Annotated in this window: 16 protein-coding genes; 7 read left to right on the plus strand and 9 right to left on the minus strand. The window is 64.5% G+C overall.

Annotated elements, in window-relative coordinates; genetic code table 11:
* Nucleotides 1-194 precede the first annotated feature (194 nt).
* Entirely contained in the window at nt 195-1172 is a 978-nt protein-coding gene (locus GNK13_RS08850; protein WP_164102153.1) for a DUF1559 domain-containing protein, read from the plus strand.
* 284 nt (nt 1173-1456) lie between these two features.
* A complete protein-coding gene (locus GNK13_RS08855) occupies nt 1457-1639 on the plus strand; it encodes a hypothetical protein (protein ID WP_164102154.1) in 183 nt (60 codons plus the stop codon).
* A 15-nt stretch (nt 1640-1654) separates the two neighbouring features.
* On the opposite strand, the gene GNK13_RS08860 is transcribed toward GNK13_RS08855, so the two are convergent.
* The 3 genes from GNK13_RS08860 to GNK13_RS08870 form a co-directional block, all read right to left on the minus strand.
* Nucleotides 1655-3115: an alkaline phosphatase D family protein gene (locus GNK13_RS08860; protein WP_235934982.1), complete on the minus strand. Its 1461-nt coding sequence runs from the start codon at nt 3113-3115 to the stop codon at nt 1655-1657.
* A gap of 507 nt (nt 3116-3622) precedes the next feature.
* Nucleotides 3623-4921 (minus strand): DUF1552 domain-containing protein, encoded by a 1299-nt coding sequence (locus tag GNK13_RS08865; RefSeq protein ID WP_235934984.1) that lies wholly within the window; start codon nt 4919-4921, stop codon nt 3623-3625.
* A gap of 14 nt (nt 4922-4935) precedes the next feature.
* Nucleotides 4936-7458 carry a DUF1592 domain-containing protein gene (locus tag GNK13_RS08870; protein WP_164102155.1) on the minus strand — a complete coding sequence of 841 codons (2523 nt, stop codon included), beginning with the start codon at nt 7456-7458 and terminating at the stop codon, nt 4936-4938.
* A gap of 496 nt (nt 7459-7954) precedes the next feature.
* Between GNK13_RS08870 and GNK13_RS08875 the strand changes: the two genes are divergently transcribed.
* The 3 genes from GNK13_RS08875 to pncA are packed head-to-tail and all read left to right on the plus strand — an operon-like array spanning nt 7955 to nt 11920.
* Entirely contained in the window at nt 7955-9832 is a 1878-nt protein-coding gene (locus GNK13_RS08875; RefSeq protein WP_164102156.1) for an IGHMBP2 family helicase, read from the plus strand.
* On the plus strand, nt 9829-11340 hold the full coding sequence (locus GNK13_RS08880) for a nicotinate phosphoribosyltransferase (protein ID WP_164102157.1): 1512 nt from the start codon (nt 9829-9831) through the stop codon (nt 11338-11340). The genes GNK13_RS08875 and GNK13_RS08880 overlap by 4 nt, the downstream gene beginning before the upstream one ends.
* Entirely contained in the window at nt 11306-11920 is a 615-nt protein-coding gene (gene pncA, locus GNK13_RS08885; protein ID WP_164102158.1) for a bifunctional nicotinamidase/pyrazinamidase, read from the plus strand. The genes GNK13_RS08880 and pncA overlap by 35 nt, the downstream gene beginning before the upstream one ends.
* Nucleotide 11921: 1 nt before the next feature.
* On the opposite strand, the gene nhaD is transcribed toward pncA, so the two are convergent.
* The 6 genes from nhaD to GNK13_RS08915 all read right to left on the minus strand — a co-directional run bounded on the left by nhaD (nt 11922) and on the right by GNK13_RS08915 (nt 19468).
* Nucleotides 11922-13220: a sodium:proton antiporter NhaD gene (gene nhaD / locus GNK13_RS08890; RefSeq protein ID WP_164102159.1), complete on the minus strand. Its 1299-nt coding sequence runs from the start codon at nt 13218-13220 to the stop codon at nt 11922-11924.
* Nucleotides 13221-13357: 137 nt separating this feature from the next.
* A complete protein-coding gene (locus tag GNK13_RS08895) occupies nt 13358-15289 on the minus strand; it encodes a MutS family DNA mismatch repair protein (RefSeq protein WP_164102160.1) in 1932 nt (643 codons plus the stop codon).
* A gap of 112 nt (nt 15290-15401) precedes the next feature.
* Nucleotides 15402-16991, minus strand: a complete 1590-nt coding sequence (locus GNK13_RS08900; RefSeq protein WP_164102161.1) for a hypothetical protein — start codon at nt 16989-16991, stop codon at nt 15402-15404.
* Nucleotides 16992-16994: 3 nt separating this feature from the next.
* Complete coding sequence (gene lipA, locus GNK13_RS08905; RefSeq protein ID WP_164102162.1) at nt 16995-17909, minus strand: lipoyl synthase; 915 nt, start codon at nt 17907-17909, stop codon at nt 16995-16997.
* A 343-nt stretch (nt 17910-18252) separates the two neighbouring features.
* Nucleotides 18253-18699, minus strand: a complete 447-nt coding sequence (locus tag GNK13_RS08910) for a hypothetical protein (protein ID WP_164102163.1) — start codon at nt 18697-18699, stop codon at nt 18253-18255.
* Between the two features lie 115 nt (nt 18700-18814).
* A complete protein-coding gene (locus GNK13_RS08915) occupies nt 18815-19468 on the minus strand; it encodes an HAD family hydrolase (RefSeq protein WP_164102164.1) in 654 nt (217 codons plus the stop codon).
* Between the two features lie 46 nt (nt 19469-19514).
* Between GNK13_RS08915 and GNK13_RS08920 the strand changes: the two genes are divergently transcribed.
* Together GNK13_RS08920 and GNK13_RS08925 are read left to right on the plus strand one after the other, a co-directional pair.
* A complete protein-coding gene (locus GNK13_RS08920) occupies nt 19515-20654 on the plus strand; it encodes a Gfo/Idh/MocA family protein (RefSeq protein ID WP_164102165.1) in 1140 nt (379 codons plus the stop codon).
* A gap of 2 nt (nt 20655-20656) precedes the next feature.
* Complete coding sequence (locus GNK13_RS08925) at nt 20657-22453, plus strand: solute:sodium symporter family transporter (protein ID WP_164102166.1); 1797 nt, start codon at nt 20657-20659, stop codon at nt 22451-22453.
* Nucleotides 22454-22683: the final 230 nt, after the last annotated feature.

Consider the following 22683-nt stretch of genomic DNA (forward strand, 5'->3'; position numbering starts at 1 on the left):
GCCGGCCGAGGTCCGGTCGATTCCTTCCCACCGCGGCGACCATTCTCGTCGCGACTCAACTTCATCGGCTCTTCATTTACTTCTTGCTGGCTCCTCATACGCGCGCGATAGCATCCGCCTCCAACGGAAGCGGACGCGTTCATCTCGGCGGTGAAGGGTCCCTCCGCCGCAGTTCTCAACTGGAGATCATTGAAGTGTCTTCGTCGTCACGATCGTTTTTCGGTTCCTTCGCGTTTGCGAGCTCTTCGAGCCACCGTGGGCGTCGGCCGAGAGCCAACCGACCCCACGGCTTCACGCTGGTCGAACTGCTGGTGGTGATCGCCATCATCGGCGTACTGGTCGGGCTCTTGCTGCCGGCCGTCCAAGCGGCTCGCGAATCGGCTCGGCGGATGCAGTGCAGCAACAATCTAAAACAGATCGGCTTAGCCGCTCACAACTTCCAAGACACGTTTGGACAGCTTCCCAACGGTGCTCGCGACGGCGATGTAGGAGATCCGCTCAATAGTTGCTGCAATTCGCTTAGCCGCCACGGTTGGAGTTGGGCCTACCACATCCTCCCCTTCATGGAGCAAAACAACGTCTATGAACTGGGCGATGAGGATGATCCAGTGGGAACGCAAAATATAGTTGCCCAGCAGGGCATTCCAGGTTACTACTGCCCCACGCGGCGAGCGCCCAAAGCGTATGGAAGTGGAAAGTTCTATCGCACCGACTATGTGGGCAACGGTGGGATCTACAACACCGATGGTCTCGATGGCGTGATCATGAAAACCGATGCCGGGACGATCACGATCGAGCAGATCCGCGATGGCTCGTCGAACACGATCATGTTCGGTGAAAAGGCGCTCCACCCCGACGCGCATGGCACCGACGGCGGCGACAACGAACGCTGGAACAACGCCGGCTGGGACCAGTGCGTGATCCGATTCGGCTCGGTCAAGGATTCCTCGGGCAATCTGGTCGGCGTCCCGCCGCTGTTCGACAACGACGCGCCTTCGCCGGTTGGTGGCACCAAGTGGTACCCGAACTTCGGCTCGTCCCACGCCGGAGCCTTCAACGCTTGCATGGCGGACGGTGCGGTCCGCTCGATCAGCTATACGGTCGACGTGGAAGTCTTCCGCCGGGCCAGCCAGGCCAAAGACCGCATGCCGCTCGACACGAGTGCGCTGTAGTCAAGCCACTGACACCGCTCGGTCCTGATACGTCACCCTCCCCCCGGGAGGGTCGCGAGGAACGAGCGGGGAGGGCATTGCGGTCTGGAGCAGGCGTCCAGCTCGAAGCCAGCAAACCGCCGCCATCACCTTCCACGACCCATCATCCATTGCGGCTCTGGTGCGTGGATTACGCCGGCCCTCCCCGGGCCTGAGAGCCCGACCCTCCCGGGGGGAGGGTGACAATTTTCAAGCTGCTTATAGCCACTTGGCATATCTCAACTTCCACCCAAAACCTAACACCCATGAAACGCTACGCTCACGAGTTTATCCTCTCCTCGGCTCTCTGCCTGACCGCAGCCGTGACGCTCGGCTGTGGCTCGGAACTCGAGCCGGCACCGCAGCTGACCGATTCGGTGCAAGCTGAAATCGCAGCCGAGGACGCGGAGGTCGAGTCCGCAGAGATGCAGCAGATGAACCAGCAGTAAGCCGCGTTCTACGACTCAGTTCTGCGAGGGGTGTTTGACGACCCTGTGCAAGACGCGGCCGGTGTCATCGCGAAACTCGATCACCAGCCGCGACTTGTTTGCGCCCTCAGCAGAACCTTGGGGTTCGCTGGTGACCTGCAGGAATCCGCCGGTCGGTTGGTCGTAGGTATAAGGCTGGTCGATCAAGGCATCGGGATCGGTGCCCCGCTTCGATCCCGGGGCGACTCCGCGGCGGGAGTTTTCATCATTCAGCGCCCCGCAGCTAAACTCCTCCACTCCAGAGGGATGGATGCTGTGGTATTGCCAGTGACGATCGCCACAGAAGGTGAGTAAATTATTGACCTCGTTTTCCTTCAGCCACGCAAAAAACTGCTCGGCTTCGTGGCGAAAACCTTCAAGATTGGTGTGGTTGTCTTTCTTGTATGCGTCATCGGGACCGACCATTGGAGTCGGTGTGATCAGGATCTTCCAAGTGGCGTCGCTCTCTTTCAGCGTTCGCTTGAGCCACTCCCGCTGTTCGCTTCCCCATAGCGATTTCTCCGGACCATCGGGCATCCGATTGGGTGAGCGATAGTCGCGGCCTTCGGTGAACCAAAGTTGCAGATCGCGATTGATGCGATGTGTCCGATAGGTGGGGGTGCTGCGATCGCCCGCCGCGAGAATCGGCATTTGTTCGCGAAACAGATCGATGCCGGTTTCGGGCAAGGGGAGCTTGTCGCCCACCAAGTCGGAATCATTAAAACGGAAATCGTGGTCGTCTTTAGACCAGTAGGCCGGGGTGTGGCGAAAGAGGTCGATCATCCGCGGGAAGCGAAACTGCTCGTGCCAGCACTTCCGTAGCTCTTCGAGTGTTTGAGCCGGGGCCGGATTGAGGTGGTCGTAGTAGACGATGTCGCCGGTTCCGATAAAGAAATGGGGAGCGAGGGCATCGATTGCCGCGAACGCTGGGTAACCGAGCTGTCGATCTTCTTCGGTCGCCGTGATCGGGCCGCTCGCTCTGGATTTTTTTCCCAGCATGAACGAGGTGTAATTCATGCAGCTGCCCATCACGAAGGAGACCGCTGCGTGGGAATCGCTTACCGGCAGGGTGCGGAACTCGCACACGGGTCCCGGCTCGGCGTGCTCCGCATCCCCGCCGTAGATGGCTCGGTAGTAGTAGGTCGTGCCGGGGCGGAGATCGCGGAGCGCGGCCCGGACGATGAAGTCGGACTCGGCTGTCGCTCGGCTCCAGGGAGTCCGCTGGGCGTCCGCAAACTCGCCGCTCGTGCTCCACTCAAAGCAGGCCACGCCGGGGGCACCCGGCAGATCGCCGGACGCATCCAAGCGGTCGCTGGCGGTCAGCCGCGTTTGCAGCAGCACCGACGATGCGGTCACTTCGCCGCTCATCGTCCCTTGAGCCAAATGAATCGCGGCACGGGCGGAGAGAGGAGCTGCGAGCAACAGGCTCAGCAGCGAAGCGGCGAACAGCATGCGCATGAGGAGCACTCGTGGAACAAGTTGAGGGTCACGGTGAGGCGGGCACAGGGTTTGCGTTGAACCTGCGAACGGTCCGAGGCGATTGGGCGAGCCCGGTCCGCGGGCACGATTCATTGCGCGGGCTTGGTCCGCCGCCCGCACCTGAGATTCGCAGATCGAGATTCCCAGCACGGAGTTCAACGACGGATGTTTGCCTTCTTCTCCAGCCGGCTCGGCTGCCTCGGATCGATCGCCGTCTCGATCATCGGAACGCTGATTCTGATGCTGTTGCTCGGTTTGCTTTAGGACTTGAGCCGACGGCGCTAGCCGCGGGTTCCGTCGCGCTGCCGAATGGTCCAACTTTGGGACGGGATGGCGCTCCAACGAGACCTTTTCCCGCGGTGCGGACCGGATTGGGCCCGCGGCTAGCGCCGTCGGCTCAGGGTGCTCTGACAGAGGTTCTCAGGTGATCGGGAACCGGGGGCTAGCGCCCGGCGGCTGATAAACAGTCCCGCCGCCGGGCTCCCTTTATGCAATGATTTCCAGCCCGGTGAGGGTGCCGGTGCTGGTGGCAAAACGGTCTTGCTCGAGCCCCATCCGCTGCAGCAGCGAGACGTACAGGTTGGGCAGCGGATGGTTCTTGGAGCGGTCGAAGGCGAGGTGTTGGCCGTGGCGGAAACCGCCGCCAGCGAGCAGCACAGGCATGTTGCGGTTGTCGTGGTTCGAAGCGTTGCCGAGGTTGCTGGTCAGCAGCACTGCGGTGTGGTCGAGCAGGCTGCCCCCCTCGTCATCGGTCTCGCGCAGCGAGCGGAGGAAGTCGCCCCAGGCGCGGAGGATCGCCGCTTCGACTAGCGCCAGTTGGACCAGCTTCTCTTCGTCACGGCCGTGGTGGCTGAGCGCGTGGTAGCCTTCTTCGACTCCTTCGATCGGCAGCACGCCTCCGCTGCCTCCCATGTGGAAGGTGATGAACCGCGTCGAGTCGGTCGCCAGGGCCAGACGGATCACGTCGCTCATCAACCGCTGGCGACCGACGAAATCATTAGCGTTGCCGATGTCGACTGGCCGGCGGGCGTCGACTTTGGGTTTGGGCAGGTGAGCCCATTTCTCCGACTCGGCCATCCGCTGCTCGAATTCGCGAACGCTGGTGAAGTAGTTGTCCAGCCGATCGCGGTCGCCGGAGCCGAGTTCCCGAGACAGCCGGCGGGCGTCTTCGCCGACCAGATCCATGATGCTTCGCCCCTCGCGAACCCGCTCCGCTTGCCGCGCCCGCTCGGCGGGGCTGTCGTCGACGAACAAGCGGGTGAAAATCCGCGACGGAGAATCTTCCGCCGGAATCATCGCTCCATTCTCGGTGTAGCAGGGGCTGTTGCTGCCGTTGATGCTGGCGACCAGCGAGGGGAATCGCGTCCGGTCGCCGAGGTGTTTGGCCAAGAGCTGATCGAGCGAGATCGTGTTTTTCGATCGCCCCGAGGCTCCGCCGGGATTGGCGGTCAGCAGGCTCGCTTCGGCGCGGTGCCCGCCGCTGACGCCCGGGTGAGAAGTTCCGGAGATGACGGTCAGCGATTCGCGGAGATCCTCGAGCTCGCGGAGGTACCGGCTCGGCTGGTAATTTCGCCCGGCCGCTTCGGGGTAGAGATTCTCGGCGTGCAGACCGAGCCCCATCGTCATGGCGACGAACCGCCGCGGCCGAGCGTGCTCCGCGGTGGGAGCGGCGAACGACTCCTGCATTGCGCTCAGCCACGGAATCCCCAGCGCAACGCCGGTCCCTCGGAGCACCGTGCGACGGTCGAGGCGGCGACGAAAATTGAAGTGGATGCGGTTCTTCACGCTTCCGATTCCTGTTACTTGGACAAAAAGATCGGGCTGGCAACGACAGCGTGAACGAGCGACCGGAATCCATAATCGGACTCGGCCGATGCGTCGACGATCTCGGAGATCATCGCGTTGTCGACAAATCGAGGTGCAGCACCGGTACCGTAGGTGACTAGCTTTTCGGTCACGTTGCGAGCCAAGCGACGCGGATCGCTGAGCACCAGGCGGCGGAAGCCGGCGAGGTCTTCAAAGGGACGCCCATCGGCCATCGTAAAGCTGGTATCGATCGCCGGGCCGCGGTTCTTGCGGCCTTTGCGAGGATCGCCGTAGTGCGTCCGCCACCGCCCCGCGGGATCGTAGTTCTCCAAAGCGATCCCCGGGGGGTCCATTTTTACATGGCATGAGGCGCAGCTCGCGTCGGCCAGATGCTTGGCCAGCATCTCGCGAATCGTGGTCGCTCCGCGGGTGTCGGGCTCGATCGCCGGGACGCTCTCCGGGGGCGGCGGAACATGCTCGCCGAGCAATCGCTCCGCGACCCACACTCCGCGGATCACTGGCGAAGTCGTCGTGCCGTTGGCGGTGACTTTCAGAATCGCTCCCTGGGTCAGCACGCCGCCGCGGTGATCCTCCGGCCGCAGCGCGACGCGCTGCAGATGCTCCGCTTCCCATTCCTCGTTGCGATTCTCTCCCTCGGCAGCAATCTCATAAAACCGGGGAATCTTATAGAACCGAGCCAGGCGGCTGTTCAAATAAGTGAACTTTGAATCGATCAAGTGGGTGACGCTCAAGTCCTCGCGGAGCATCGTGCTGAGAAAGGCATGCGTCTCGTCCAACATCGATTGCTGGACGATGGAGTCAAAGTCGGGATGCAAGCGGCGGTCCGGGACGGTCGCGTCGATCTGATTCAGGTCGAGCCACTGGGCGGCAAAGTCGCGGATGAAATCGGCGCCCCGCGGGTCGTCCAGCATCCGCTCGACCTGGGCGCGGAGAACGAGCGGATCGCGGAGCCGTCCGGCAGCGGCCTCGGCCATCAGCGGCTCGTCGGGCATCCGGTTCCAGAGCAGGTAGCTCAACCGGCTGGCGATTGCATAATCGTCGAGCGGCCCCGGCTCCTCGTGGAAATAGAGAAAGCGGGGAGAGCAGAGCAGGGCGCGATAGCCGACGCGGAGGGCTTCGAGCAGCCCTTGCTCAGGTGACTCGCCGGCCAACACGTTTTGGGCCGCCGCGACGTAAGGTTCCAGTTCCCGATCGCTGACCGGGCGGCGGAAAGCGCGGCTGGCAAACCGCTGGAGCAACCGCCGCGCGTCGCGCTCGGGATCCTCGCTGATCAGCCGTGGCCGCCCGTTTTTGGTGTGCAATTCGAGATCGTCGAACAGGAGTCGCCGGATCTCGTCGCTGCGCGGACCGCGGTAGATCCGCTCCATCCGAATCGACTCGATCGCGATCCCCGGAACGTCCTGGGCGCCCCCTTCGCCGTTGGCCGCTTGGCCTCCCTGGAAGCGAGCCATCTTGAGCGTGCTGTCGCCGGGGCGAACCTCCAGCATGTGTCCCTTGGGGAGCCACGTCTCGTAGACCCACGAGTTCGTCTCCCGACGGGCCTCGAAGATGCCGATCGGCTGCATCAGCGGAGCGCTCGAGACGCAGGGGCCGCTCTGCACGGTGCACCACACGCCCCGTTCCTGTTCTTCTTCCACCGGCGGCTTGAGCGAGCGCGCGCGGATCGTAAAGCGATACCAGCCCGGTTCGCGGGCCTGGGTCGCCGGGATCCGGCCGTAGAACGACAGCCGCGACGACCAGACCACCGCTTCCCCGTCGATCAACTCCGGCTCGCGGGTTCGCGTCCGCGTCCGCGACAACCGTTTGGCGGAGAGTTCCTTAGTCCACGGATCGTCTCCCTCGAGGGCTCGTCGCCAGGCTTCTTCGAGCGCCGCATCGACGACCGTCAGGTACTGTTCCAAGTGGAAGTGCGAGATCGATTGCCCTTCGGCGACCGTCGTAAAGCCTCCGCTGGGCAGATCCTCCGGGAGCCGGTTGGCCAGCGGAATGTCGATCCCGAGCAGGTCCTGAAGCGTGCGTGCAGTCTGCAGACTGGTCAGCCGCCGGCCGCGGACGCGACCGAGCTGTTCGTGCTCGGCCTGCTGGGCAGCGCGGATCCAGTCGCCCGTGACGCGGAGAAACGTTTGCGTCTCCGCATCCAGTGCGGCTTCGTCTTGAGCGGCGGAACGATTGGCGGACTCATCGGACTGATCGGACTCATCGGGCGGTGGCATTTCGCCGCTGCGGACGCGATCGTGGATCCGCACCCAGCGGGCGGCCGCCGCGACGTCACTCAAATCGGCGCCGAGCGACTCGAGGTCGAGTCCCCCCTCGGCTCCGCTCCCCGAATGGCAGTCGAGGCACGCGGCGGCGAGGAAATCGAGAGTCGCTTGGGGCGGATTCTGACCGCTAGCGGGGGAGCCCGTGATCGCGAGCAAGCTGAGAGCGAAGATGACGGCCGAGCTGCGGGACGGGGCGACCCGCAACCGGTGGAGCCGCGAGAGGGGAGAGTTCATACGCAGGGGGGATCGGTACGCCGGGAAGAAATTCAGCGAAAGGCGGGAGCGTCTTGAGCGAAGCGGCGAGAGGCGGAGCCATCCCGCCGTCCCAATCTGAAACCCCCGCAGCCCCAAAACGGTTCGCGAATTCTACACCGAGAGAGCCGATCAGGCGAAATTTTTCATGTAACCGCGGTTCCGGAATTTCCCAGCTGAGATCTGCTGACTCCGATGGAATCGGCATACGGAACTGGCAGGGAAACAACCACGAATGACACGAATCGCACGAATGGATGCGCGGAGAGGGCGCCTGAAAAAACGGACCTTGAACAGGAGGCAAGAGAGTCAACAGAGAAGCCTCATCTCCGTGGCCTCCGCTTCCTCCTGTTCCTTTCAACTCCTGCGGCGGTGGCGGTGGCGGATGCTGACTTGGGTTCCGGTGGTACACTGGGGGGCGTATCGATTGGTGGCCTCGGCTGGGGGCGGTTCGCGCGGGCTTGAAATTAAGGGCAGGATGGACGCGGAGGAATATTTTGAGCGGCTCGCTCGCTGGTTGGATTTGGAAGCCGAAGCCGAGATCGAGCGACTGGCTCTGCGGCGGCAGCGGCAATCGGCCGAGTATGCCGAGCGTTCGGGTGACACGTTGCTCGACTTGGTCGTCGATGATCACGAAGGGGGACTCGGCGGGCGGTTGTTGCTGACGCTGGTCAAACGCAACCGCAGCTTGGGGCTCCCCTGGAATCGGCTGCGGGTCGGCTCTCCGGTGATCGTGACGGCCGATGAAAAGCACTTCACCCAGCCGCTGCATGGGGTCGTCAGCGCTCGCAACCGCCGCTCGATCCAAGTCGCCGTCAACGGTTGGCCCGCGGCCGACCGGCTGCGGCTGGACCTTCGCCCCGATGAGATCACTCGCAAACGTCAGCTCGCGGCGATGCGCGAGGCGCAGCAGGTTCGCGGCCGAATCGCCCAGCTGCGGTCGATCATCCTGCTCGAGCGGGAGCCGCAGTTTTCCGAGCCGGTCGAGCTGTGCATCCAGGCCAACTTGAATCCGTCGCAGCGGGAAGCGGTGCGGTTCGCGATGTCGGCCAAGGACTTGGCGGTGATCCATGGGCCGCCGGGAACGGGCAAGACGACGACGGTTGTGGAGCTGATCCAGCAGGCGGTGGCGAGGGGCGAACGGGTGCTCGCCTGCGCCCCGAGCAACACGGCGGTCGACAACATGCTCCAGCGGTTGGTCGCCGCCGGAGCCAGCGCGGTCCGCATCGGGCACCCGGCCCGCGTCGCCGAGGAGCTGCGGCCCTACACGCTCGATGCGCTGGTCGAGGATCACGAGCTGATGCGGATGGCCAAGAGCATGTACCGCGAAGCGGATGAGCTGCGGCGAAAATCGGAGCGGTATTCACGGGCCACGCCGGCGACGGCCGCTCGCCGCCAACAGCGGGAGGATGCCCGCGACCTCCGCCGCGAAGCCCGGGCCCTCGAGCAGCAGGTCCTCGATCTGATCCTCGACGACGCCGACGTGATCTGTGCGACGACGACTTTCGACGACGCGCTGATCGGAGGCGACTCGTTCGATTTGGTTGTGATCGACGAAGCGGCCCAGAGCACCGAGCCGGGCTGCTGGATTCCGCTCCTGCGGGCTGGCCGCGTCGTGCTCGCCGGTGATCATCTCCAATTGCCGCCGACGGTCCTCTCCAAACCGGCGGCCGCCGAAGGGTTTGAGACGAGTCTGCTCGAGCGGATGGTCGAGGCCTACGGCAAGACGATCAACCGGCGATTGACCGTCCAGTACCGGATGCATGAGCAGATCATGCGGTTCTCCTCCGACCGGTTTTACGATGGCGAGTTGGTCGCCGACGCTTCGGTCCGCGACCATCGGCTGGTCGATCTGCCCGAGATGCTCGACGAGCCGCTGACCCGCGAGCCGGTGACGTTTATCGACACCGCGGGCAAGGGCTGGGAGGAAGAGCTGGAAGAGGAGGGGGAGAGCAAGTTCAACCCCGGCGAAGGAGAGTTCGTGCTTCGCAAAGTCGGCGAGCTGTGCGATTGCGGGTTGCCAGCCAAAGACATCGCCGTCATCGCTCCCTACGCGGCTCAAGTCCGCTGGCTGCGCGATCGCTGCGAATTGGACGAGCTGGAGATCGACACGGTCGACGGTTTTCAAGGCCGCGAAAAGGAAGCGGTCGTGATCTCGCTGGTCCGCTCGAACTTCACCGGCGAAATCGGATTCCTCGGCGATATCCGCCGGATGAACGTGGCGATGACGCGAGCCCGCCGCAAACTGATCCTGATCGGCGATAGCGCCACGCTCGCCGGACACGAGTTCTACAATGCGCTGCTCGCCTACTTCGAATCGATCGGAGCCTACCGCAGCGTTTGGGAGGAGGAATGAATGCCCTCGACGAACTCTACCGCGGTTCGCTTGCCCTGCTGACCGATCTGTATCAGTTAACCATGGCCTACGGTTACTGGCGGCAAGCTGAGGCGGCGGGCGAGGCCAGCTTTCATCTGTTCTTTCGTCGCCTGCCGTTCGCGGGCGGATATGCCGTCGCCGCGGGGCTGGAGACGGCACTGCAAGTTCTCGAAAGATTTCGCTTCGAGGCGAGCGACCTCGACTATTTGAGTTCGATTCGCGGCAACGATGGAGCTCCGCTGTTCGAATCGGAATTCATCGAGACGCTGGGAAGATTGAGATTGAGCTGCGAGATCGATGCGGTTCCCGAGGGAACGCTCGTCTTCGCTCACGAACCGTTGCTGCGGGTCAGCGGACCGATTCTGGAATGCCAGATTCTGGAAACGATCCTGCTCAATATCATCAACTTTCAGACGCTCATCGCCACCAAGGCGGCCCGCATCTGCCAAGCGGCCGGCAGCGATCCGGTGCTCGAGTTCGGACTTCGCCGCGCTCAGGGAATCGACGGTGGGCTGTCGGCTTCTCGAGCGGCTTATCTCGGCGGCTGCGCGGCGACGTCGAATGTGCTCGCCGGCAAGCTGTACGGGATCCCGGTGCGGGGAACGCATGCTCACAGCTGGGTGATGTCGTTCGATACCGAGCTCGAATCGTTCGAAACCTATGCCCGCACGATGCCCAACAATTGCGTGTTCTTGGTCGACACTTATGACACCCTCGAAGGCGTGCGAAATGCGATTCGCGTGGGGCAGCAATTGCGGGAGTCGGGGCACGCGATGGTGGGAATTCGGCTCGACTCGGGCGATCTGGCCTACCTCAGCATCGAAGCGCGGCGAATGCTCGACGAGGCGGGATTCGCGGATGCCACGATCGTCGCCTCAAACGACCTCGATGAGTGGACGATCGAGAGTCTCAAGCATCAAGGGGCGACCGTCGGTGTCTGGGGAATTGGAACGCGCTTGGTAACGGGCAACGATCAGCCAGCACTCGGGGGCGTCTATAAATTGACCGCCGTCCGCCACGGCCCTGGCAAGTGGACTCCGCGGATCAAGATCTCCGAGCAGCTGATCAAAACGAGCATTCCGGGAATCTTGCAAGTCCGGCGATTCGAAGGGAGCGACGGGTTCATCGCCGACATGATTTATGAGGCGCAGCAGGGGGTCGATCCGCGGCGGACGATCGTCGATCCGCAAAACCCGTTGCGGCGCCGCGCGATCGATCCGCAGAGCGAGGGACGGGATTTGTTGGAAGCTGTTTTCCGCAATGGCTCGCGGGTTGCTCCCCCGGTACCACTCACCGAGAGCCGAGCCCGCGCCAAACGTGAATTGTCTCGGCTGCATCCCGGGACGCGGCGGTTTTTGAATCCTCACGGATATCCGGTCGGGATCGACGTGGGGCTGCACGAGCTGCGAGCCCGCTTAATCGACGCGCACCACGCCTCGCGAAGGAGCTCCGATGAAGGCACTGCTGCTGATCGACATCCAGAATGATTTTCTGCCCGGCGGCCCCTTGGGGGTCGAGGATGGATACTCCGTGATCCCGGTCGCCAATCGACTCATGCCCCGTTACGCGGAGGTGGTGGCGACTCAGGATTGGCATCCTCCCAACCATCACTCGTTCGCCAGCCAGCATCCGGGGCGGAAAGTGGGGGATGTGATCGAATCGGGCGGTCGCCAGCAGGTGCTGTGGCCCGACCACTGCGTCCAGGGAGGCGAAGGGGCGGCGCTTGCCGCCGGCTTGGAATTCGAAGCGATCGACAAAATCATCCAAAAAGGCACCGACCCCGAGCTCGACAGCTACAGCGGTTTTTTCGACAACGATCACCGCACGGCGACGGGGCTGGAGAGCTACTTGCGGAGCCAAGGGATCGACGCGGTGGATATCGTCGGCTTAGCCACCGACTACTGCGTCCTCTTCACGGCCCTCGATGCGGTCCAGCTCGGTTTCGATACCACGGTCATCCTCGAAGGCGTGCGGGGGATCGACCGCACGCCGGGGGACAGCCAACGGGCGGTCGAGCGGATGCAGGAAGCCGGAGTGCATATTGCGCGGCTGACCGATCTGCCCTGATTCAGTTGAACCCGATGAAGTGATGCTGGGCGATCGCCGCTGCCGCTCCGGCCAAGTAGCCGATGAGAGCCAGCAGACTGATGTTGCGGACGTACCACAGGAAGTCGATCTTTTCCAAGCCCATCGCGGCGACTCCCGCGGCCGAACCGATGATCAAGAACGAGCCCCCGGTGCCGGCACAGTAGGCTAGCATCGTCCAGAACGGGTGGCCCACCGGGTAGTCGTACATCTCGATCCCAGCAGCCACCAGGGGAACGTTGTCGACCACCGACGAGAGCAGCCCGATCAGCAGGGCGATCGCGTCCTGGTTGCCGATGGCTCGGTTCAACGTCTCCGCGGCGACGTCGAGCATGCCGTTCGCCCCCAAACAGGCGACGGCCAGCAGCACGCCGAGAAAGAACAGCACGCTGGCCAAGTCGATCCGCCGCAGAATCTTGACCACCTGCGTTCCGCTGCGAACGTGGGGCGGAAGCCCGTGGTTCAAGATCTCGGCGCCGAGCCAGAGCACGCTGAGCGACAGCATCATGCCCATGAACGGGGGCAGGTGCGTGAAGGTCTTGAATGCGGGGACGGCTAACAGACCGGCCAGTCCCAAAAGCAGAATGGCGATCTGGCGACTGACCGGGATCTCCGGGCCGTGGTGAGCGGCGGCTCCGTCTCCCCCGTCGGCGGCCTTGAGCACCGGCCGGGTGACGTGCCCGCGGGTGAAGGGGGTCAGGATCAACAGGGGCGTGACCATGCAGACCAGGCTGGGAACGAACAGGTCGATCATCACGTTGACCGGGTCGATCCGCCCCTGAATCCAGAGCAGCGTCGTCGTCACGTCCCCGATCACCGTCCAGGCACCGCCGGAGTTCGCTGCCAAAATCACCAGCCCGGCGAGCCTCAGCCGGTCCTTGCGGTCGGCGACCAGTTTCTTCAGCAGCGAGACGACGACGATCGTGGTCGTCAGGTTGTCGAGGGCCGCGGAGAGAAAAAAGGTGAGGATCGAGACCGCCCACATCAGCTGCAGTCGGCTGGTCATCCGCACCCGCGACGTGATCGGCGAAAACCCTTCAAAGGCGTCGACCAGCTCGACGATCGTCATCGCCCCCATCAAGAAGAAGAGGATCCCGGAGATCTCTCCAAAGGACTCGGCGAGCTGCTCCGATGCGTGCTCGCGGCCCCCCCACAGGGCATAGATGGTCCAGCAAAGGACGCCGGTGGCGAGAGCTGCCGAGGCTTTGTCGATTCGCAGCGGGTGTTCCAGTGCGATCGCCAAATAGCCGATGACGAACACGATGAGGATGGCAGTGGTCATCGGAAAATCGCAGCAGCTCAGAGTTTTGGACGATGGTGTCGATTGAATCAGCCCGGCGATCGCCTCGCAGGCACCCTGTCCGCTGTATCTTATCGAGCTTGCGGGATTCAGCACGGGGGTAGGGCGAGAAAAACCGCCTACGGCTCAGGCGATGCGTCGCCGAGCCCGACCCATTCGAGCAACCGCAGGGCGTTGGTCGTCGGGGTGACCCCTTCCCGCATCCGATAGTCGAACCGCATCGTCTCGGCCCCTTGAGCGTCCCGCTCGATCGTTTCGCGGAAGTGGACGACGTGGGCGAGGTGCTCGAGCTGCGGATCTTCGGCGAGCTCCAAATCGTGCGTGCTGACCGCTCCGATCGCCCCGGAGCCAATCAAGTGGCGAAGCACTCGGACGACGGCGATCGCCCGCTCGCGGCTGTTGGTGCCCTGCAGAATCTCGTCGAGCAGATACAGCACGCAGCGGTCGCTCTGGTGCTGCAAACGCCGCGCATGTTCGACACAATCGCGCAGCCGGTGCAGTTCGGCCATGTAGAACGAGACCCCTTCGCGGACGCTGTCGCGCACCCGGATGCTGGTCGTCAGCTCGACCGGGGGAAGCTGCATCGAGGTCGCGCACACCGGGCCGCCGGCGCCCGCCAGAACAACGTTCAAGCCGACCGAGCGGAGCAGGGTGCTTTTGCCCGACATGTTCGAGCCGGTGACCAGCAGCAGCGTCCCGGCCGGTCCGATCCGGACGTCGTTCGCCACCCGAACCCCATCGGGCAGCAGCGGATGGGCGAGGCCGACGGCGGTGAGCCGCGCTTCCGGCCCGCTCGGCGTCCACTCAGCGACCGCCCACTCGGGGTAATCGTCGTGCAGGGCCGCCAACGACTCGAGCGCCTCGAGCTGGCCGAGCGCGGCGAACCACTCCTCCGCAGCGGTGCCGTACTGCGCCTGCCACCGCTCCAGCCGGCTGAGGAGGTGGACGTCCCAAAGGACCAGGATCTGCAAAATCGTGAACAGCAGATAGCCGGCCCCGCCGCGGCGGGCCGAGACGAGATTTGCGAGCCGACCGAGCCGCTGCATCCCTTCGGTGGCGCTTCCCGAACGCCCTCCGACCAGCTTCTCGCGGAGCGTGGCGATCATCTCCGGAGACTCCGGGAGCGAACCGGCGGCGGCAAACATCTCCGCATAACCTTCGATGTCCCCGCGGCGGCTCACGGCCCTCGCAAAAATTGCATGCACCGGGCCACTCATCCACACCGTCAGGAGCAGATTGATCACCAGCGGAACGGCGGCGGTGAGAAAAGCGGTGGCCAAGTCGAACCACTCGTACTCTCGAGACAGGAGCCCCGGCAATAGCCAGCCACCGAGCACGAACCCGAGCAGCGTCAACACCGGCGCGATCCAAGCCCAAACCACCAGCCAATGCCGCCGCGCCAGCCAGCGGGGACCGGCGGCCCAGGCGGTGAACGCATCGGGCTCGGCGGCCGAGGCAGCCGATTGCCGAGCGAGTTCATAAAACCGCAGCCGCCCGGCTCGATCGGCGGCCAGCGCGCGAGCCGCCGTCGCCCGGGCCGAGCCCTGCTCGGGCAGCGCCGCTTGGGTCAACCATTCCGCCAGGGCGCGGAGCCCCGGCCCGGTGTAGGCCATCGAGACCAGCTGCATCAGCGAGCCGCGGCCGAACAGATCGAGATCGTCGGCGACCCCGCCTCCCTCGAGGGCCCCCTTGAAGGCAACCCCCGGCGGCGGTGCCCACACCGGCAACCGGTCCCAGTTGCGATCCAGCCGAGCGGCGAGCCTCCGCAGCACGTTCCGGCGGTTCCGCAGCCGCTCGATCTGCTCCCGCCGCCCCTCGTGGATCGTGACGACCGCTAGAAAGCCCGCCAGCGCAAGCCAGCCTCCCCACCACAGCAGCTCGGCCCCGGCCGGAGCCGAGGCGTCCGCGGCCCAGCCGAGAACGAGCAGCAGGATGCCGCCGAAAAACAGCCCCACGCGAAGCCCATTCAACGTCCGCTCGGTTCCCCGCAACCGGTCTCGCTCGGCTTGCACCGCCGCGGTCTGTTCCGCGTACCAGGCCTTCGACTCCACCAATTCTCTCCAAGCCAAGTAAGTCGTTTAACGGCAAGCCGCAGGCGACTGCTTTTCCGAAACACCGACGCCTTCGGCTTGCCGTTAAACGAACTGGCAGCCGACCCACTATCTACGCCGCGTCGGTACCGAGACCGGCGGCGAGGGGACGCCGCACCGAACCGCTGCTGCCAAGCACTTTCAGGGCGACGCGGTCCTCGAGGTTCGGGCGGAAGACGGTCAGCAGCATCAGCGGCAGAAACCACGCGATGTACAGCCCGCCGCCGAAGCCATGCCAAAATTGGGCGGCCACCATCAGGGCCGCCGAGCAGCTCATCAAGGTCCCCAGATTCTTCTGTCCCGGCCAAACCGCGTACAGCCCCGAGAGCAGAACGAAGGCGACCAACACCGGCAGCCTCCAGATCGGAGACCAGCCGAGCCCCCACAAGCCTTGCAGGTTCTCCTCGGTCCATCGCCAGGGAACCCAGAGCCCAAACATTTGCCGCAGCCGGTCGAATAATTGCTCGCCGCCACCGAGGCTGAGCAGCACGGTCAGCACGAGCAGCGTGATCGCGAATCCGCCGACGAACCGGGCGAGACCCCGCTTGCGATAGAAACTGATCCACAGCGGAAGCAGGAACAGCGGATAGTAGACGACGCCCGCGGCCGAGCCGAGGCAGATCCCGGCGACCAACGGGCGACGGTACATCAGCACCGCCCAGACCAGCAGGGCGGCGGGCAGCACGTGATCGACGCGGCCGGTCATCTGCGCGGTGTAGGGGAGCATCAAGTACAGCGTCGCACATCCCGCCCCGGCTTTGAAATTGCTGAAGTGGCGGTAGCCGATCATCGTGATCCCGACCACGACGGCGACATGGGCCAGGATCGCGAGCGTCCGAGCCAGCGCGGCGTAGGCCACCGGAGGCGGCGGCTCGCGGTCGATCCCGCTCCTCTCAGCGACCCCCTCCACACCAGCGAGCCCCCCAGCACCAGCAAACCCCCCAGCACCAACAAACCCCCCTGCGCCAGCGAGTCCCCCTGCGCCAGCGAGCCCCCCTGCGCCAGGCTGGCTATCGGGGGTCGTCGGGATCGCCGGCAGCATGTTCAGCACCGGATAGCCGGGCCCGAGTTGCGGACCCTGCTCGCGCTGCATCTGCGGCGTGCTGGTGACGACGTTGGCCATCAAGAAGATCAGCATCGAGACGCCGATAAACGCCAACCCGCCGGTCGTCAGGTTCGGGTCGAGCAACGGGCGGCGGACCATCATCGGGTCGAGCAGCAAGCGGATCAGGATCAGCAGCTCGATCGCGAACAGCCACAGGAATCCACGCCGCTCGATCGCCTCGGGAGGCAACCGGCGGGAGCCGCCGTCGCCGGCTATCGCGTCCCCTTCGCCAGCGGCTCCTGCGGCAGGGTCCCCTGCCGCAGGGGGCGCGTCCAGCGTGCGGTGGGCCGTCTCACCGGCCGCAGTGGCTGGAGCATCCGCGAGGGTCGCCGACGCAAGCGTGACGGGGGGAGCGACGCCACGATCAGCCAACTGACGCTTGCGGCCTTCGTTGACCATCAGCACGCCGGGAGCCAGCAGGATCAGCAGCAGGATGTCGAGGTTCCGCACGCTCCAAAAACGATGGAAGACGAAATAGAGTCCGATCGTCAGGAACGACGACAGATAGACCCAGGTTGTCGGCTCGGGTCGCTGGTAATACAGCAGGAACTGACTCACCCGCTATTTCTCCACCATCTCTCGAGCGTGGTAGCTGCTGCGGACGAACGGGCCCGCGGCGACTTCGCGAAAGCCCATCTGCCGCGCGATCTCGGCCAACTCGTCGAACTCTTCCGGTGGAACGTAGCGGACCACTGGCAAGTATTTTTCGCCTGGCTGCAAGTACTGGCCGAGGGTGAGGAAGTCGACGTCGGAGCTGCGGAGGTCGGCCAGAGCTTCGAGCAGCTCCTCCCGCGTCTCGCCCAGCCCGAGCATCAGTCCGCTTTTGGTCAGCGTCGTCGGGACGAACTCTTTGACGCGGCGGAGCAATTCCAGCGTCCAGCGGTAATCGCTCTTCGGTCCCCGCACGCGGCGGTACAGCCGGGGAACGGTTTCCATGTTGTGATTGAACACCTCGGGCCGCGACTGCATCACCACTTCGAGCGCCTCTTTGCACTCGACGAAATCGGGCGTCAGGACTTCGACGGTCGCTCCGGTGCGCTCCCGGACCGCCACGACGCAGCGGCGGTAATGCTCGGCGCCTCCATCGGGCAAATCGTCCCGCGTGACGCTGGTGATCACCACGTGCTTGAGACCGAGCCGCGCGGAGGCTTCGGCCAATCGCTCCGGTTCGTCCTGTTCAGGCTCCGCCGGCGGACGCCCCCGGTGCACCGCACAGAATCCACACGGCCGGGTGCAGACGGCCCCGAGAATCATGAACGTCGCGGTCAGCTGGCTGTAGCACTCCATGCGGTTGGGGCATTTTGCATTGTCGCAAACCGTCTCCAGCCGCAATTCCTCCAACAGCCCGGCGGTAAAATGGTTGACGTTGCTCTTGGGAATTGGTCGCTTGAGCCACCCGGGTAATCGGCCACTGCCGCTGAGCGCCGCGCCAGCGGGCATTTCCGGAGCCGCCACGACGGGCAAGCGAAACGCCATCGAACTTCACCTTCACCAGACTCGAGTCAACTGCGGCCGCTCCGAAGCAGTTTTACTCCGAAGCATTCTCACAGCGGATTTGCGGAGAACCTTCCCCAATCATAGACGCCGCCTGCGAACAGGGGCAGACGTCTGGAGAGAGGTGAGGGGCGAGTGGCGAGAGGGATTCTTTGCAATTGGCATCACCCTCCCCCCGGGAGGGTCGCGAGGAACGAGCGGGGAGGGCATCCGCAACGGTGAGTTTCACTTGGGGCTATCGTTAGGGATCACTCTCCCTCCCCTCGCTGACGCTCGACCCTCCCGGAGGGCGGGTGATGACAGGCCACGTTTGCCCGCTGCGTCGCTACTCTTCGCGGGCCGTCCAGGCCTCGTTGGCGATCACTGCCGCGGTCTCGTCGGCCAGCCGGCCCATCAGATCCTCGGCCGCCGGGACGCTCGTTTCCCGCGCCGCTTGGCGGAGCGTCGCGGTGACCGCCGAGTAGTAGTCGGCAACCGGTTCGAAGATTGCGGCCGGTTCGTCGGGAACCGACTCGGGAAGATTCGAAATCGCCTCTTTCACGTCGCTGACCGATTCGTACTGCAGCTGGGTCGTCAGGGCGTCTTTGGGGGAGCGGCGAATCGCATCCCGCAACGCCTCCTCGCGGACGCACGCGTCGGCTGCGATCTTTTTGAACAGCATCTCGCAGGCTGGGGTGGTGCAGCTCGATTTGTGTTGTTTGGCCCAGCGGCAAAACAGCCGCTGGCAAGCGAGCAGTTCGCCGAGCACGAATTCGACAGACTTGTAGCTCATCGGAAAATCCCTTCTGCGGGTTCGGTAACGCCAGCCATGCTCAAGTTCTTCATTCTCGTGAGAAGCAATTCTCGCAAATGGCGGGCCACCGATCTGCAAACCCCGGACCATCGCCTTATAGCAACCGCAACAGTTGCTCGGGGGCGTCGATCAGGTGCTCGGCTCCGTTGGCGATGAGTTCTTCGACCGAGCGAAACCCCCAGCTGACGCCGACGGCCGTACACTTGGCGTTGCGGGCGGTTTGCATGTCGGTATTGGTGTCGCCCAGGTAGAGGCACGACTCGGCGGTCGAATCGAGTTTGCGGAGGATCTCTTCGACGCCCGTCGTATCGGGCTTGCGGGGCACGTCGGCCCGGTGTCCAAACACGGCTCCGAAAGGGATCTGCGGAAAAAAGTGCCGCACGCACTCGACGGTGAACTCGTGCGGTTTGTTGCTCAGCACCCCCAGCCGCAGCCCGCGGTCGACGAGTTCCTCGAGCAGCTCGGGGATGCCGTCGTAGGGACGGCTGGTGGCGCTCCACAGCTGGTCGTAGTGGCGATGGAAGGCGACGACGCACTGGTCGACGACCACCGAATCGTCGGCGACGGCCGCAGGCAGAGCGCGGCGAAAGAGGATAAAAACACCGTCACCGACCAGCGTGCGGTAGTCCTTCAGCGGGTGGATCGGAAAGCCGAACTCGGTCAGCGACCGGTTCGAGGCCTCCGCGATGTCCGATAGGGTATCGAGCAACGTGCCGTCGAGATCGAAGATTACCGCGTTCGGTTTCATGGGATGCGGATCAGGAAATAGTTTCGAAGCGAGAGTGGAAGATCCGATGAGTCAGTCGTTATGCCGATGGGGAATCTTGGGAACCGCGGCGATCGCGCGGAAAAACTGGCGGGCGATCGCCCTCAGCGGCAACGGTCGGGTCGCTGCGGTGGCCAGTCGCGATTTCGGTGCCGCGGAGCGTTTCATCGCCTCCTGCCAAGGGCACTCCCCGCAGCCCGAGCCGGCGATCGCCGTGGGCGACTACGCGGCGCTCATCGACCGCGAGGACATCGACGCAGTCTACATCCCACTGCCGACGGCGATGCGCCACGAGTGGGTGATCCGCGCGGCGGAGGCCGGCAAGCATGTGTTGTGCGAGAAACCGATCGCGGTCTCCGAAACCGCGGCCCGCGAGATGATCGCTGCCTGTGCCGAGCATGGCGTCCAGTTCATGGATGGGGTGATGTTCATGCACAGCGGCCGACTCGAGGGGCTGCGGCGGAGCATCGACGACGCCGAGCGGATGGGCAGCCTGCGGCGGATCGCTTCTCAGTTCTCGTTCTGTGGCGACGAGGCCTTCCGCCGCTCGAATATCCGCACCTGCCGCCAGCTCGAGCCGTTCGGCTGCTTGGGCGATCTCGGTTGGTACAATCTGCGGCTGACGCTGTGGATCATGAACGGAGCGCTGCCGCAGCGCGCGAGTGGGCGGATCCTCAGCGAACTTTGCGGCGGTGAGAGCGACGGCCCGGTGCCGGCCGAGTTCAGCGGTGAATTGTTCTTCGCCGATGGTGTCTCGGCTTCATTTTACTGCTCGTTCCTGGCCGAAAACCAGCAGTGGGCGGTCATCAGCGGTGAGCGGGGCTACGTCCGCGTCGACGATTTCGTGCTCCCCTGGATGGGTCCCGAGCTTGCCTGGGAGACCTGCCAGCACGTGTTTGACACCGAGGAAGCTCGCTTCAACATGAACCGCCATGCCCGCCGCGAAGCGATTGCCGAATACTCCCACGGGGCCCCCGGTGCCCAAGAAGTGACGATGGTCCAGCGGTTTGCCGAACTGGTCCGCAGCGGCTCCCCCGATCCCTACTGGCCGGAAATTGCCCTCCGCACCCAGCAGGTGATGGACGCTTGCCTGCGAAGCGCCCAGCAGGATGGTGCGGCGGTCGAACTCGGTGGGGCGGTGGAGTCTGGCGCGGCGGTGGAGCCCTGAGCATGTTCACCTTCATCACCTTTTTGCTGTTCACCGGGCTGGTCGGGCTGTTGACCTGGCTGATGACGCGGCACCGGGAACTCGACACGGCCGACGGTTACTTTCTTGCCGGCCGGAGCCTCGGGGCTGGCGTGATCGCCGGCTCGCTGCTGCTGACCAACCTCTCGACCGAACAGCTCGTCGGACTCAACGGCTCGGCGTTCCAGGATGGGCTGAGCGTGATGGCCTGGGAGGTGATCGCAGGGCTCTCGCTGGTCGTGATGGCGATCTTCTTCCTGCCGCGGTACCTGGCGCGCGGGATCACCACGATCCCCGAATTTCTGGCCGGGCGCTTTGATCCTACGACGCAGGCGATCACCAATGCGATCTTCATCCTCGCCTACATGCTGATCCTGCTGCCGATCATCCTCTATTCCGGAGCGATGGGGCTGAAGGAGATCCTCGACCTGTCGGCGCTGACGGGGATTGAGTCCGACGCCGCGCTGCTCTGGCTGACCGTGTGGGTGATCGGCGTGATCGGTTCGATCTACGCGATCTTCGGCGGTCTGCGGTCGGTCGCCATCTCCGACACGCTGAACGGATTTGGGCTGCTCGTCGGCGGCACGATGATCAGCTACCTCGGGCTGCGGCTGATCGGTGACGGCAGCATGTGGGCAGGGCTCGAGACGCTGCGGACGGCGAATCCCGAAAAGTTCCGCTCGCTCGGCGACCACGGCTCCTCGGTGCCCTGGCCGACGCTGTTCAGCGGTGTGCTGCTGCTGAATCTGTTTTACTGGACGACCAACCAGCAGATCATTCAGCGGACGTTCGCCGCCAAAACGCTCGCCCACGGCCAGCGGGGAGTGCTGCTCGCGGCGTGCTTCAAGATCCTCTCGCCGCTGATTCTGGTGCTCCCCGGAATCATCGCCTTCCACCTCTTCGTCACCTCTCCGGAGACGGTAGCCGTGGTGGAGGGGGCGGCCGTGGCGGAGCAAACCGCGACGCGGCCCGACGAGGCGTACGGACGGCTGGTGAAACTCGTCCTCCCCGATGCGTTCACCGGATTCTTTGCGGCCGTCATGGTCGGAGCGATCCTCAGCTCGTTCAATTCCGCGCTCAACGCCACCGCCACGCTGTTCAGCTTGGGCGTCTACCGCACGCATCTGCATCCCGGGGCGAGCGACCATCAGACGGTGCGGGCTGGGCGCTGGTTCGGCACCGCAATCGCCATCGGCGCGATGCTGACTGCACCGATGTTGGCCGGCCAAGAGAGCATCTTCGGCTATCTGCAAAAGATGAACGGGTTGTACTTCATCCCCATCTTCGCGGTCGTGCTGATGGGAATGTTTACCCGCCGGACCCCCGCGCTTGCCGCCAATGTCGCGCTGATCGTCGGCGTCGTCGCGATCGCCGTCGGCTATTTTGTTCCCGGACCGGCCGGGTGGCTGGCTGCGACGATGCACGAGTTCCATTTCCTGGGACTGGTGTTCGTCAGCCTGATCGCGCTGATGGGAGCAGTCGCCCTCGTCGCACCGGCACCGAGCGCGGAGGGCGCGAGTCGCTCGACGCGGGAACTCCAAGAGGATCGGCCCGCCGTGGCCGGGCGGGCACCCGAGGCTTCGAGCAATCCCTACCGCACGCCCGAGCCGCTTGAGCCGCTTGAGGGCGAGCGTGGGCTCGGTGCGGATCGCTCGCGAGCATCCGAGCGGGCGCCGGCGACACCACCGCCGCTCGACATGACCCCCTGGCCGTACGCCAAGCCAGCAGGAATCGTGCTGGCGGCGATCGTGCTCGGGATCTACCTCTGGTTCGCGTTTTAGCCGCGGGTTCGTCAGCCCGAAGGGTTGAAACAGACCAGCCCAGGGCAGAGCGGAGCGGCGAAGCCGCGGAAGCGCCGCCCTGGGTTAGGGCGCAGATTTGACGCCAAGCCCTGCAGGGGCGAAACAGGTCCGGGAGCGGGCGATTGTGGCGCCCCGTTGGGGCCCAGGGGGGTAATTCGCGGGCGCGTAACCCAGGGCGTCGCTGTGCGGCTTCGCCGCGGCGCTCTGCC

Origin of the sequence: Candidatus Laterigemmans baculatus (genome assembly GCF_010367455.1) — a bacterium.
Taxonomy (GTDB): Bacteria; Planctomycetota; Planctomycetia; order Pirellulales; family Pirellulaceae; genus Laterigemmans; species Laterigemmans baculatus.

Coding starts and splice junctions, on each gene's coding strand:
- GNK13_RS08855 (WP_164102154.1), top strand. CDS start 1,457: ATGAAACGCTACGCTCACGAGTTTATCCTCTCCTCGGCTCTCTGCCTG.
- GNK13_RS08860 (WP_235934982.1), bottom strand. CDS start 3,115: ATGCGCATGCTGTTCGCCGCTTCGCTGCTGAGCCTGTTGCTCGCAGCT.
- GNK13_RS08870 (WP_164102155.1), bottom strand. CDS start 7,458: ATGAACTCTCCCCTCTCGCGGCTCCACCGGTTGCGGGTCGCCCCGTCC.
- GNK13_RS08875 (WP_164102156.1), top strand. CDS start 7,955: ATGGACGCGGAGGAATATTTTGAGCGGCTCGCTCGCTGGTTGGATTTG.
- GNK13_RS08880 (WP_164102157.1), top strand. CDS start 9,829: ATGAATGCCCTCGACGAACTCTACCGCGGTTCGCTTGCCCTGCTGACC.
- pncA (WP_164102158.1), top strand. CDS start 11,306: ATGAAGGCACTGCTGCTGATCGACATCCAGAATGATTTTCTGCCCGGC.
- nhaD (WP_164102159.1), bottom strand. CDS start 13,220: ATGACCACTGCCATCCTCATCGTGTTCGTCATCGGCTATTTGGCGATC.
- lipA (WP_164102162.1), bottom strand. CDS start 17,909: ATGGCGTTTCGCTTGCCCGTCGTGGCGGCTCCGGAAATGCCCGCTGGC.
- GNK13_RS08910 (WP_164102163.1), bottom strand. CDS start 18,699: ATGAGCTACAAGTCTGTCGAATTCGTGCTCGGCGAACTGCTCGCTTGC.
- GNK13_RS08915 (WP_164102164.1), bottom strand. CDS start 19,468: ATGAAACCGAACGCGGTAATCTTCGATCTCGACGGCACGTTGCTCGAT.
- GNK13_RS08920 (WP_164102165.1), top strand. CDS start 19,515: ATGAGTCAGTCGTTATGCCGATGGGGAATCTTGGGAACCGCGGCGATC.
- GNK13_RS08925 (WP_164102166.1), top strand. CDS start 20,657: ATGTTCACCTTCATCACCTTTTTGCTGTTCACCGGGCTGGTCGGGCTG.